The 13,526-nt window shown below is 62.0% G+C and carries 7 protein-coding genes; 2 read left to right on the top strand and 5 right to left on the bottom strand.

The window, feature by feature from the left end; all coding sequences use genetic code 11:
- Positions 1–132: 132 nt before the first annotated feature.
- From MG068_RS14900 to MG068_RS14885, 4 genes are all read right to left on the bottom strand, one after another.
- Positions 133–2,109: an alpha/beta hydrolase family protein gene (locus tag MG068_RS14900; RefSeq protein WP_240792080.1), complete on the bottom strand. Its 1,977-nt coding sequence runs from the start codon at positions 2,107–2,109 to the stop codon at positions 133–135.
- A gap of 160 nt (positions 2,110–2,269) precedes the next feature.
- Positions 2,270–5,125 carry a TonB-dependent receptor domain-containing protein gene (locus MG068_RS14895; protein ID WP_132810558.1) on the bottom strand — a complete coding sequence of 952 codons (2,856 nt, stop codon included), beginning with the start codon at positions 5,123–5,125 and terminating at the stop codon, positions 2,270–2,272.
- Positions 5,126–5,591: 466 nt separating this feature from the next.
- Complete coding sequence (locus MG068_RS14890) at positions 5,592–8,399, bottom strand: TonB-dependent receptor domain-containing protein (protein WP_132810557.1); 2,808 nt, start codon at positions 8,397–8,399, stop codon at positions 5,592–5,594.
- 344 nt (positions 8,400–8,743) lie between these two features.
- Positions 8,744–11,533 carry a TonB-dependent receptor plug domain-containing protein gene (locus MG068_RS14885; protein ID WP_132810556.1) on the bottom strand — a complete coding sequence of 930 codons (2,790 nt, stop codon included), beginning with the start codon at positions 11,531–11,533 and terminating at the stop codon, positions 8,744–8,746.
- Between the two features lie 214 nt (positions 11,534–11,747).
- Between MG068_RS14885 and apbC the strand changes: the two genes are divergently transcribed.
- Both apbC and dcd read left to right on the top strand, forming a co-directional pair.
- The gene (apbC, locus tag MG068_RS14880; protein ID WP_026347084.1) at positions 11,748–12,602 is read left to right on the top strand and encodes an iron-sulfur cluster carrier protein ApbC; all 855 of its coding nucleotides are present in this window, start codon (positions 11,748–11,750) and stop codon (positions 12,600–12,602) included.
- Between the two features lie 77 nt (positions 12,603–12,679).
- Positions 12,680–13,252 carry a dCTP deaminase gene (gene dcd / locus MG068_RS14875; RefSeq protein WP_010483020.1) on the top strand — a complete coding sequence of 191 codons (573 nt, stop codon included), beginning with the start codon at positions 12,680–12,682 and terminating at the stop codon, positions 13,250–13,252.
- A gap of 96 nt (positions 13,253–13,348) precedes the next feature.
- Here dcd and MG068_RS21105 read toward each other — a convergent pair whose 3' ends face one another.
- Complete coding sequence (locus MG068_RS21105; protein WP_005418011.1) at positions 13,349–13,516, bottom strand: LiaI-LiaF-like domain-containing protein; 168 nt, start codon at positions 13,514–13,516, stop codon at positions 13,349–13,351.
- Between the last annotated feature and the right edge of the window lie 10 nt (positions 13,517–13,526).

Raw genomic sequence — 13,526 nt, 5'->3', positions numbered from 1 at the left:
TCTCCTTGCAAGCAGTTGTAGGTTCCATCCTGCGGCGGGGGCGCCGCAACGGCCGATAGGCACAGGGGCGTGCTGTCCCGTCGAACGCAGGGAAGCTGCGGGACGCCCCGGCGATGGGGCGTCCCGGTCGCATCACTTCTTCTCTGCCGGGCCGTCGATGTGGCGGGAGAAGAAATTCAGCATGTTGGTGTAAAGGTTGACACGGGCCGGCACGCCATAGAAGCCGTGCATTTCACCGGACTGGATGATCATGCCCTCCGGCGGATTACCGGCATCGGCAAGGGCCTTGGCCATCAGCTCGGTCTGCTCGGGCACTGCGCGCACATCGCGCGCACCGGCTGCAAGGAAAACCGGAATTTTTACTTCCGCGGCGCGCCGTGCGGGGGAGGCCTTGTTCCACTCGGCGACATCGGTACCGTGAGTGCGGCGCAGGTAGCGCAGACCGGACTCGCGCTGCGGGATATCGCCCTTCTTGAACAGCATGTCTACGTCGTACACGCCGACGTAGCCAAAGGCGCATTTGAACATTCCGGGCGCGCGGATCGGCGCCATCAACGACGAGTAGCCACCGAAGCTACCACCGTAGATGCAGATCCGGTCCTTGTCGGCATAGCCGTTCTTGATGGTCCATTGGGTAGCGTCGATGATGTCGTTCTGAATGCCATCGGCCCACTGCTTGTGGCCCGCATCCTGGAACCCCTTGCCGTAACCGCCGGAGCCACGGAAGTTGATCTGCAGTACGGCGTAGCCGCGGCTGGCAAGCAACTGGGTTTCGCCTGAATAGCGCCAGTTGTCGCGCGGCCCGATCGGACCGCCATGCGGATTGACGATCAATGGCAGGTTCTTGCCGTCCGAGTCGCGCGGCAGGGTCAGATAGCCGTGGATCTGCATGCCGTCGCGTGAGGTGAAGTTGAACGGCTTGACGTTGGCCAGCAGTTTCTTGTCCAGGTGCGGCGCGCGCTGCATCAGGAACCGGGCCTTGCCGGTATCGCGATCGAACAGATAGAGCTCACCCGGATTCGAGTCGCTGTAGACCGAAACGATGATCCTCTTGCCGTCTTCGGTATGGCTGGAGAAATCGACCATTTCTCCCTCGAACGATCCAGCCAGAGAGGCATACAGATCGGCGTCGGGGTGGTTTTCGTCGATCAGGGTGACCTTGGGCGCCCCCGCTTCGGTCACTACAGCGAGCAGGGCCTTGTCGTCCGTAGACCAGATGTAGTCCGATACCTCCGCCACCTTGTCCTGGAACAGTGGAGTAAATTCTCCGGTCGCTGTATCCAGCGTACCGATCGCACCCGGTGCCTTGTCGTCGCTCTGGGTAGCGAACACGCGTCCGTCTGCGGTGGTGCGCTCCACCCAGAGGTGCTTGCCTCCGGACTTGGAAGCATTCACCAGCACCCACTCGCGACCGTCAAGCCGATACAGCTCGGTTCTCTCGTCGTACTCGCCTTCCTCGTTGCGGCTGGAGGAGCACACGGCAAAGCGTGGTTCCTTGGCTGCATCGAGGGCAATGCTGCAGTCGTCCTTCGGAGCCCTGGCCAAGACACTGCGGCGACCAGTGATGGTGTCCACCTGTACCACCTGGGTGCCAGCCCCTTCAGCAGAGCGTGGATAGCGTGACTGCATGATGACGTTGCGGTCATCGCCCTTGAGAGTGTCAAGCAGGCTGAACGATTCGGCGCCCACCGTCTTTCCGCGCTGGGTTGCATCCCGGGTGCCATAGAAGATCACGGGAACGGCCTGCGACCCATCGGCATTGACCGCAAACCATTCGCCAGTTGCAAACGGCTGCGCATAGCCGCCAATTTTCTTGACAGCGTTGAACATGATCCGGTTCGGCGAGATCCAGTGGAATGAACCCACGCTCTTCTTGTCCGGCAGCTGATTGACCTTCAGCACTGCCAGGTCGCTGGTACGCATGATCGTCAGCACGTCCTGGTCGCCGTGGTCCATGCTGATGGCCAGGTAATCGCCATTGGGCGAAATGCGCACGTTGCCATAGCTGGGATGCTTGACGAAATCTTCGACTGAGTAGGTCGATGCGGCAAATGTGGGGGCGGCGAAGGTGAAGGAAAGAGCCAGTGCGGCCGATTGCAGCTTCTTCATGGGATCCCCTTGGTTCTAGGCGTGAATACATGGCAGTCAGAGGGCCGCAGCATGGCGCTGTATGTCCTGGACGGCATGACTGCCTGGATGTGACTGTATGGATGCAGAAGCACGAAGCCCGGCATCTGCCGGGCTTCGCGATGGAGCAAACTACGCGCTATCAGAAGCGGTAGGACAGGCTGACGTAGTAGCGACGACCCAACGGATCGGCGCCGATCAGCGGATTGAAGTACGGATAGTTGGTATCGGTCGGGTCGCGACGGAAGGTGTTGTTGGTCAGGTTGACGACGGTGAAATCAGCCGTCACGTTCGGGCCGAACTTCTTGGTGAGCTGGAGGTTGTACACGCTGTACGGACCCAGGCGCTGGGTTTGCGCGCGATTCCAGTTCGAACCGTAGCGGGTGCTGAACAGCGTCGCGCCCCATTCGTCCTTCGACCAGCTCAGGCTGCCACGGAAGCGGCTGCGCTGGCTCCAGTCGTGATCGGGCAGATCGCGGTAATCGATGAGTTCGTCGTCATCGTTTTCCTGATACTTGTTGGTCAGCATCAGCGAGTAGCCCAGGTCCAGGCCGAACCTGCCAAGGCGATCGGTGTCCAGACGATACTTGTACGACGCATCGATACCGCTGGTTTCCAGCAGCGCGGTGTTGATGTATGCAGTATTCAGACGCTGGATGCGACCATCAAGCGTGGTGCCCGGAGCGCTTGTACGGGTGATCAGGCTGGTCAGGTTCTGGCAGAAGGTCGAGTCCATGCCGAACGGGAAGGGAGAGCCATCCGGGCGGACGCCCAGTCGGCAATTGGCTTCGTTCTGCAGCAGGTAGGTCGAGCTCAACTGCGAGGCGGCATCTTCCAGACGGATCTTGTAGTAGTCCACCGTCAGCGACATGTTGTCCACGATGTCCCACACGAAGCCGACGCCCCACGACTTGCCTTCTTCTTCCTTCAGCTGCGGGTTGCCGGCGGTCAGCGACTGCGCCTGGTAATAGGTGATGTCGGTGGTGCGGTTGCACTGCGTGCGGGTGCGGCCAGGTGTGCCTGCCGGCTGGCCAAGGCCGGTACCCGAACGGCAGCTGTAGTCATCGACGATATTCGAGTACGACGCAGCACCTTCGGCGTAGACCAGCTGCATGTCCGGAGCGCGGAAGCTGGTGGCGTAGGAGCCACGCACCAGCAGGTTGCTGAAGGGACGCCATTCCAGGCCAACGTTCCAGGTCTTTGCGTCGTCCACGGCCGTGATGTCGTCGTACTTGTCGTAGCGACCTGCGATGTTCATCGAAAGGTTGCTGAAGATCGGCACGCGGAACTCGGTGCCGATCGCATAGCGATCACGCGTTCCGTGGGTCTCGCCCGAGCTGGTCAGGTTATAGATGGTCTGGCCGTCGAGCGGACGCAGCTGGTTGGTGCGCGGGTCGCTGTTCACGTCGGTGGTCTGGCGGACGCCTTCGATGACACCGGCAAAGCCAACGGCACCAGCCGGAAGTTCGAACAGGTCGCCGCTGATGTTGAAGTTGACGGTGGCCGAGGTGGCTTCAGCTTTGTTCTTTACGCGGGTTGCGAACGAACGGTAGATTTCCGGCGTGATCGGTGAGTTCCAACGTGCCTGGTCGAGCGCATAGATCGGGTAGTTGTCGGTGGTGTAACCCTGCAGTGGGCCCAGGAAATAGTCGTGGACCGGCTTGGCCAACAGGCGTGGGCGATCGGCGGTGTAGTCGTATTTGCCATAGTTCGCGCTGGCTTCCCAGTCGAATCGATCGGCGATGGTGCCGGTGATGCCGAGGGTGAAATCGTAGCTCTTCTCGTCGTACAGCGTGCTGGCCGCTTCATTTCCGCCCAGCTCGAACGGGTTGAATACGCGCTGCAGCTGGATGATATCCCTCAGATTGGAATCGTAGTACGCCGAAGTTGCAGCACCTGCGCGGTTGGAGGTGAAGCGGTCGTTCGAGGTGGCCCAGAACTCGGTGCCACTGCTGGCCTTGGCGTCTGTCTTGTAGAAGTTGACGCTGCCGAAGGCCTGCAGAGTGTCGGTGAAATCAAACGTACCGTATGCGTAGCCGTTGAAGTTGCGATTCTTGTTCTGGATCGAGCGCGAAGCCGGCTGGGTGTAGCTGCCGCAGTACTTGCCACGGGTTGCGGTGGTCACGGTGGTGTAGCCGAACGCATCGCAGGCCGCCGCGTCATAGAGCGCGTTGAAGTTGCGGGTGTGGCCATTGCGTCCACCGGCGCTGATGGCAGCCAGCGAAAGGCTCGGATTGACGGCCAAGCCGATCTCGTTCTGGCGGGTGTCGGCCAGGAAGTCGCGCTGGCTGGCGAACACCGGCTCGTTCTCCTGGTACTGGAAGGCGTAGGTCGCGCTCCAACGGTCACCTGTCTTGCCGCCGGTGTATTCGACGTTGACGCTATCGCCGCCGCCTTCTTCGGTGGTGCCGGTGGTCAGCTTGATCTGCTGTCCATCGTAATTCTTGCGCAGCACGATGTTGACCACACCGGCGACGGCGTCCGAGCCGTAGATCGCCGAGGCGCCACCGGTCAGGATTTCCACGCGCTCGACGATCGAGCTCGGGATGGCCTTGATGTTCACAACGTTGTTGTCGCGGTTGTACGGCTGCGGATACTGGGCCGGACGACGCCCGTTGATCAGGGTCAGGGTGTAGCCCGGGCCCAGGTTGCGCAGGTTGACAACCTGGGCGTTCGGCGTAAAGCCGCCCACGTTCAGGTCACCAGTGAAAGAGCTGGTGGTGTTCTGGGTCAAGGTCTGCAGCATGTCGCCGACGGACTGGAAGCCTTCCCGGTCAATGTCCGCACGGGTGATCACCGTCACCGGTGCCGGGCCTTCAACGTCAGCGCGCTTGATGCGCGAACCCACCACCGAGACACGATCGAGATTGGTTGCGTTCTTGCCGCCTGCCTCATTGCCGGCTTCCTGTGCGAAGGCAGGAGCGATGCCGGTGGCCAACAGGGCCGTGGTGAGCGCGAAGCTCAGCGGGTGGCGACAGAGCGCCTTGCGGATGGTCATGTATGGATCCCCTGATGAATCGAACCTCGGTCGGCCCCGGTGCGGTTGCCGCCGTCCTTGATGGGCAGTTGCCCGTTTCCCACCGGCTTCACAAGCCGATAAGCCAAAGTTAACACAGACTTAACTTGACCTGTCAACTGTTCATCATTCCGTCATAAAGACAAAGTAGGCAAATATCTGATTCCTCTGTGGAATTATTTCAAGCAACTGATTTTTAAGAATTATTCTTGAGTCTGAATCTGGTTGGCGGGGCTGGGCGTACCGGAGGGCGGTAGCGACCATGTTCAGGGTTCAGTAGGGAAATAGCGCTGATGGCGGCGCAAAGTGAGATGCTGAGCGTCTTGGCCTGGGGCCACGAGAGGCATTGCCTGTGCGTGAGGCCGGGATGCGCTTCACGGATCGTGCGGTGACACGAAAAAGAAAGGCCCCGCCGAAGCGGGGCCTTTGGGTAGAGGGCGACAGAAGCTTACTTGTCGCCAAACTCGTACTTGGCCTGCACATAGATGGCACGCCCGTAGGCGTTGTACAGGTAATTGTTGTACGGCTGGCCGCTGGTGCCGGCGAAGCTGAAGCGCTGGTTGTCCGGCATCTTGTTGAACACGTTGTTGACCATCAGCGACAGGGTCAGGTTGTCCAACGCACGGTAGTTCACACTCAGGTTGTAAGTGGTGTAGGAGCCCCACTTGCCTGCCTTGTAGCCGGAGCTGTGGACGTAGTCGTAGCCATTGCCCACGTACGCCATGTAGTTCGGCGTCTTGCCAATGTAGTTGGCGTACAGGGTGGTGGTCCACTTGTCCTTGGCCCAGCCGACCGAACCATCGGCGCGCACCTTGGCGTACGAGTCGTACACCCACATCGCGTACGGGTCACGCAGCAGGTCCAGGAACTCATCGCCCGGCTGCGGCTGCAGTTCGCGCTTGAGCATGTCGGTGTAGTTGCCCGAGAACTGAAGCGAACCGAAGCGGCCCATGTCGTGCACGTACTTGAAGCTGGCGGTCAGCGCTTCCAGGTTCTGGCGGGCGACGTTCATCTTCGGGGTGTAGATCTCGTCCAGCACGCCGGACGCATCGCGGGTGATCCAGTCGTTGACGTTCTGGCAGCTGGCCGAGGTGTTGTTGGCCTGGCCGCCACGGCAGTAGTACTCGGCCAGCAGCAGCTGGTCGGAGCTGAGCGTATCGACCTCGTTCTTGATCTTCCAGTTGTAGTAGTCCACCGACAGCGACAGGTTGTTGATCGGTGCCCACACAACACCTGCATTCCAGACGTCGGCGGTGATCGGTTCCAGGTCCGGATTGCCGGCGCGGGTGCCGAACACCGAGACGCTGTCATACGGGCAGCCGGTGGTGTTGGCCGGGTCGTAGCCCAACTGGCCGCAGCGGTAGTAGTCGGTGGAGCCGTTGGCGTAGTAGCCGCTACGGCCCTGGAACGCGTCGGACAGCGTCGGAGCACGGAACGCCGTACCGTACTTGCCGCGGAACAGCAGGCTTTCGATCGGACGGAACTCGACGCCGATGCTGTAGGTGGACTTGTCGACGGTGTTGCTGCCGATCTTGAAGGCGTCGTAGCGACCGGAACCGGTCACCGTCAGCATGTCATGCAGGGGCAGGCGCAGTTCACCGGTCACCGCATAGTTGCTGCGGTGGCCAGCACCGGAGACCGCCGTGGTGCCCCAGACGCTGCCATCCATCAGGCCCGGATCGGGGCTGTAGTCCCAGCCTTCGCTTCCACCTTCAACGACCACGGCCAGGCCGGCGTCGCCGCCGGGCAGCTTGAACAGTGATCCATTGGTGACCTGTGCACGGGCCAGGTTCTGCCAGGTGCGGCTCTGGCTGTAGCTGTAGCCGGTGAAGGTCTGGAAGTCACCGGCCGGCAGCGGCGCGTAGAACGCTTCCCAGTTCGGGCTGTAGATGTCGTAGCCGGTGCTGGTGGTTCCCAGCACCGGGCCGAGCACGCGCTGTTCGAAGTAATCGTTGATCGGGTCATTCCAGCGCACGAAGTTGCGCTCGGTCAGCTTGTACTCGCCGCGGGTGAAGCTGAGGCTGTAGTCCCAGTTGCCGGCCGTGCCGCGGCCGCCCAGCGTCACCTGATAGGCCTTGTTGCGGTCGGTGTTCATGATGTCGCGGTAGCCGGCGCCGCCGATGTCTTCCGGGGCGAACACGCGCTGCAGGTTCATGTACTGGCCGCTGGCCTGGTCGTAGAAGCGGCCCCAACCGGAAGAGGTGCCCCACCAGGTGTAGCCGGAACCCGTTGCGTACTTGACCTCTTCCAGGCTGTACAGCGCATCGCCGAACAGCTGGAAATTGTCATTCACGTCGAAGGTGGCAGAGCTGTAGATCTGCGCGCTTTCCTTGCCGTTCTTGATGGTCTTGTAGCCGGTGCCATAGGTCGAGCCACATGCCTGGCCGGTGGGCCGGGTGCCGAGCGCCGTGGTGCCATCGAACTGCCCGGCCACATTGGCGCACAGGTTCGGATCCATCATGGCGTAGGCGTTGTTGGCCGCCGGCAGCAGCACCAGGAAGTCGTTGGAAACGTACTGCGGGCTGTAGCCGTCGGGGTTGTTGACCTTGGTCAGATCGCGTTGGTAGCCCCAGATCGGGCTGGTCTTTTCGTACTGCACGTTGACCAGCGCGTGGAAGCGGTCATCGACACCATTGAAGCCGCGGGCGCCGCTGAAGCGGAAGCTGTTGCCGCCGCCTTCGCTGTAGGCGCCGCCACGGACGTTGAGGACGCCACCATCCATGCGTTCCTTGAGGATGATGTTGACCACGCCAGCGATCGCATCGGAGCCATACAGTGAGGACTGGCCGCCCGGCAGGATCTCGATGCGCTCGACGATGTCGATCGGAATGCCGCTGATGTTGTTGAACGTATCGCCGCCGTTGTACAGCGCCGGATATGAAAGCATCGGGCGGCCGTTGATGAGGTACTTGGTGTAACCCGGGCTGAGGCCGAACATGCCGGCGGCTTCGGCGCCCTGGGTGAACGAGGCCGAGGTCTGGCCACCCTGCAGGCCGCCAGTGGACAGCGAGGACTGCTGCAGGACATCGGCAACGCTGGTGAAGCCGCGGGTCTGGATGTCCTCTGCGGTCACGGTCAGGACCGGCGTGTGGTTCTCGATCTCGGTCTGCGGAATCAGCGAACCGGTGACCGTCACGCGGTCAAGCTGGGTCGGTGCATTGCCGCTTTGCGCCAGGGCCGTGCCGGAGGCGAGCAGTGTGCCGAGCAGGGCGAGCGTCAGTGGGTGGCGCGAGAGTGTGGAACGATGGCGAGACATGGAAAATCCCCGTAGTGAGCGATGTCTTGGCTACCGGCTTCCGTGTCGGCTTAACGATCTGTTCAGTTGCATTCCATTCAGCCGGACCGTAACACGCACTTAACGCAGGGAACACACGATCGTCATTTCGTCAATCGGGCTTTTGCCTGAAAAATGGCGATATATCAATGACTAACGCCAATTGTTTTGGAGTGTTTCAAAAGATGGCGATATGAAGGGCATTCTTTCGTAGTGCATTTGCTGCTTCTGCATCAATGCTTTGCCGAAGGCTTCCTGGAACCAAAAAAAAAAGGCCCCGCCGAAGCGGGGCCTGGTCCAGACACGAAGTCCGGAAAACGACGGGATCAGAAGTTGTACTTGACCTGGGCCGAGATCTGGCGGCCGTAGACGCTGTAGAAGCCGTCATTGAACGGGGTCGATTCGTTGCCCGGGTAGTTGTAGCGCTGGCCTTCCGGCAGCTTGTTGAACACGTTGTTGACCATCAGCGACAGGACCAGATCTTCCTGTGCCTGGTAGTTCATGCTCAGGTTGTACGTGGTGTACGAACCCCACTTGCCGGCCTTGGCGCCGGAGGAGTGAACGTAGCCGTAGCTGCGGCCGGTGTAGGCCAGGTAGTTCGGGGTGCTGCCGACGTAATTGGCGTACACGGTGGTGGTGAACTTGGCGATGTTCCAGGCCACCGACAGATCGCCGCGGACCTTGGCGAAGTTGTCGTAGTACCACATGTTGTACGGATCGCTCAGCAGATCCAGCTTGGCGGCACCCGGCATCGGCTGCACTTCACGCTTCAGCATGTTGGTGTAGTTGCCGGAGAACATCAGCGAGCCGAAGCGGCCGATATCCTGCTGGTACTTGGCCGCCACGGTCACCGCTTCCAGGTTCTGGCTGGCAACGTTGAGCTTCGGCGTGTACACGCGGGTCAGGTTGCCACCGGCATCGCGGGACACCCAGTTGGTCACGTCACCGCAGCTGGCCGAGGTGTTGTTCGGCAGGCCGTTGTGGCACTGGTACTCGGCCAGCAGCAGCTGGTCGCTGCTGAGGGTCTTGACCTCGTTCTTGATCTTCCAGTTGTAGTAGTCGGCCGACAGCGAGAAGTTGCTGACCGGGGCCCACACCACGCCTGCGCTCCAGACGTCGGCGGTGATCGGCTTCAGGTCCGGGTTGCCGGACTTTTCGCTGTACACCGAGGTGTTCTTGTAGAACGAGCAGGCCTCGTCACGCAGGCCGTAGCCCAGCTGGCTGCAGCGGTAGTAGTCGTTCTGGCCGGACGAGTACGAACCGCTCATGCCCTGGAAGGCATCGGACAGGGTCGGCGCGCGGAAGGCGGTACCGTACTTGCCGCGCAGCAGCAGGCTCTCGATCGGACGGAATTCCAGACCGATGCTGTAGGTGGCCTTGTCGACGGTCTTGTCGGCGATCTTGAAGGCGTCATAGCGGCCCGACGCGCTGACGGTCAGCTTGTCGTGCAGCGGCATGCGCAGCTCGCTGGTGACCGCATAGTTGCTGCGGTGGCCGGCGCCGGCGACGGCGGTGGTGCCCCACACGTTGCCCTTGACGAACGCCTGGTCCGGCGAGTAGTCCCAACCTTCGCTGCCACCTTCCAGCACAACGGCCAGGCCGGCGTCACCGCCCGGCAGGCTGAACAGCGAGCCGTTGGTCACCTGCACGCGGCCCAGGTTCTGCCAGGTCTTGCTGCGGTGGGTACCGTAGCCGGTGAAGCTGGCGAACTGGTCCGGAGTGATCGGCGAGTAGAAGGCCGCGTAGTCCGGGTTGTAGATGTCGAAGCCATCAGCGGTGGTACCCAGGCGCGGGCCCAGTACGTTTTCGCGGAAGAAGCCATCGATCTTGTCCTTCCAGCGCACGAAGCGGTTCTGGTCCAGGCGGTACTCACCACGGGTGAAGCTGGCGCTGTAGTCCCAGTCGCCGACCATGCCCTTGCCGCCCAGGGTGACCTGGTAGGCACGGCTTTCGTCGGAGTTCATGATGTTGTTGTAGTGGCCCGGGCCGATTTCTTCCGGCGCGAAGGCGCGCTGCAGGTTCACGACCTTGCCCAGGCCCTGGTCGTAGAAGCTGCCCAGGCTCGACTTGGTGCCCCACCACAGGGCGCTGGAGCCGGAGGTGAACTCGGTCTTTTCCTTGCTGTACAGCACATCGGCGAACAGCTGGAAGTTGTCGTTCACGTCGAAGGTCATCGACGAGTAGAACTGGCCGCTGTTCTTGCCGTTCTTCAGGGTCTTGTAGCCGGCGCTGTACACCGAACCGCAGGACTCGCCCGACGGGCGCTGGCCGACCACAGTGGTGCCGTCATACAGCCCAGCGACGTTCGCGCAACGGCTCGGGTCCATCATCAGCAGCTTGTTGTCAGCGTTGGTGATGACGGCGAAGTCGTTCGACGGGACCTGGGCGGTGTAGCCGACCGGGTTGTTCTGGCGGGTAATGTCGCGCTGGTAGCCCCAGATCGGGCTGCCGTTCTCGATCTGCACGTTGAACAGTGCATGGAAGCGGTCGTCGAAGGCGTTGATGCCCTTGGCGGCGCTGAAGCGGATGTTGCTGCCACCGCCTTCGGTGTAGGTGCCGCCACGGAGGGTCATGGTGCCGCCGTCCATGCGCTCCTTCAGGATGATGTTGACCACACCGGCGATTGCGTCCGAGCCGTACAGCGAGGACTGGCCGCCCGGCAGCACTTCGATGCGCTCGACGATGTCGATCGGAATGCCGCTGATGTTGTTGAAGGTTTCGCTGCCGTTGTACAGCGCCGGATACGAGAGCATCGGGCGGCCGTTGATCAGGTACTTGGTGTAGCCCGGGTTCAGGCCGAACATGCCGGCAGCTTCGGCGCCCTGGGTGAACGAACCCGAGGTCTGGCCACCCTGCAGGCCGCCGGTGGTCAGCGACGACTGCTGCAGCACTTCAGCAACACTGCTGAAGCCGCGGGTCTGGATGTCTTGGGCGGTGATGGACATCACCGGGGTCTGGGTTTCAACCTGGGTCTGCGGGATCAGCGAACCGGTGACGGTGATCTTGTCCAGGTTGGTCGCCTTGTCCTGGGCCATTGCCGGGGCGGCGGCCATCAGAGCGGAAATCAGGGCGACGGCGAGCGTGTTGCGACGTGCGGTGTTGCTTACGTAGTTCATGTAGTTCCATTGGAGAGCAAAAACAAAAACGGCACTGCGCATGCGCCATCGCGCGGGCTGGAAATGCCAGCTCCGCAGCCCAAAACAGTGCGGGTCGAACGTAACATGAACTTAACAATCTGTGCACGAATCTGTAGCAATCCTGAATTTCAGTCAGGTTACGTCCAGCTTGTATGATGCTCGGTTATTCCCCCTGACCCCGCCGGTGCTCGTTGTGAACAGTTCTCCCCGCCGTCCCCATGCAAGCCAGGTCCAGAAGGGACTTACGCCGCATGCCCGCATCCGCAACGTGATCGCGGTTGGTTCGGGCAAGGGCGGCGTCGGCAAGTCGACCACTGCGGTCAATCTGGCCGTGGCCCTGCAGCAGCTCGGCGCACGCGTGGGCGTGCTTGATGCGGACATCTACGGGCCGAGCGTGCCGGCCATGCTGGGCCTGTCCGGTCGCCCGGAAAGCCCCGACAACAAGAGCATCGAGCCGCTGCGTGCGTTCGGCGTGGACACCATGTCGATCGGCTACCTGATCGAAGAAGACACGCCGATGATCTGGCGTGGGCCGATGGCCACCTCGGCGATGACCCAGCTGTTCAATGACACCCTGTGGGATGACCTGGACTACCTGCTGATCGACCTGCCGCCGGGCACCGGTGACATCCAGCTGACCCTGACCCAGAAGATCCCGCTGGCCGGCGCGGTGATCGTCACCACCCCGCAGGACATCGCCACGCTGGATGCGAAGAAGGCGCTGAAGATGTTCGAGAAGGTCGAGGTGCCGGTGCTCGGCATCGTCGAGAACATGGCGGTGCATACCTGCAGCAGCTGCGGGCATGTCGAGCACCTGTTCGGCGAGGGCGGCGGCGAGCGCATGGCCGCGCAGTACGGCGTGCCGTTGCTGGGTTCGTTGCCGCTGCAGATCGGCATCCGCGAGCAGGGCGATTCCGGTACCCCGATCACCGTGGCCCAGCCGGATTCGGTCCCGGCCCAGGCCTACCGCCATGCCGCCCAGCGCCTGATCGAGGAGGTTGGCAAGCGTCCGCGTGCCTCGATCCCGATCCTGTCGTCGCTGCTGTAAGTGCCAGGGCAGGGGCCGCCGGCGACGCCCGGCCCCCTGCTAGAATCCTCGCGCCCCCTCGTACCCCAGGACAAAGCATGAGCATCAAGAGTGACCGTTGGATCCGCCGCATGTCCGAGCAGCACGGCATGATCGAGCCGTTCGAGGCCGGGCAGGTCAAGCAGGCCAACGGCGAGCGCATCGTCAGCTATGGCACCTCCAGCTACGGCTACGACGTGCGCTGCTCGCGCGAGTTCAAGGTGTTCACCAACATCAACTCGACCATCGTCGATCCCAAGCACTTCGATCCGGGCAGCTTCGTGGATATCGTCGGCGATGAATGCATCATCCCGCCCAACAGCTTCGCGTTGGCGCGCACCGTGGAGTACTTCCGCATCCCGCGCGACACCCTGGTGGTGTGCCTGGGCAAGAGCACCTACGCGCGCTGCGGCATCATCGTCAACGTGACCCCGCTGGAGCCGGAGTGGGAAGGCCACGTCACCCTGGAATTCAGCAACACCACGCCGCTGCCGGCACGCATCTACGCCAATGAAGGCGTGGCGCAGATGCTGTTCTTCCAGGCGGCCGCCGATGACATCTGCGAGACGTCGTACCGCGATCGTGGTGGCAAGTACCAGGGCCAGACCGGCGTGACCCTGCCGAGGACCTGAGCGGCGCGCCATCGCATGACGAAAACGCCGGGCATGCCCGGCGTTTTCATAGGTGCGGCCACACGCTGCGCTCGCCGGGCATGGCCCGGCGCCAGCTTATTTCCCGCGACCGAACAGCATCGCGATGCCCACGCCCACCAGTGCCACCGGCCACCAGGTCAACAGCAGCTTGGACAGGTTCAGGTGCGTCCAGCCGAGGTTGCTGGCGAGCATGAACAGGCCGATCAGGATCAGCAGGACGGCGGCAACGAGGTTGAATCGCATCGGGTCGGCA

Source organism: Stenotrophomonas sp. ASS1 (genome assembly GCF_004346925.1).
Lineage (GTDB): Bacteria > Pseudomonadota > Gammaproteobacteria > Xanthomonadales > Xanthomonadaceae > Stenotrophomonas > Stenotrophomonas maltophilia_A.
This window is presented reverse-complemented; position numbering and strand designations above follow the sequence as displayed.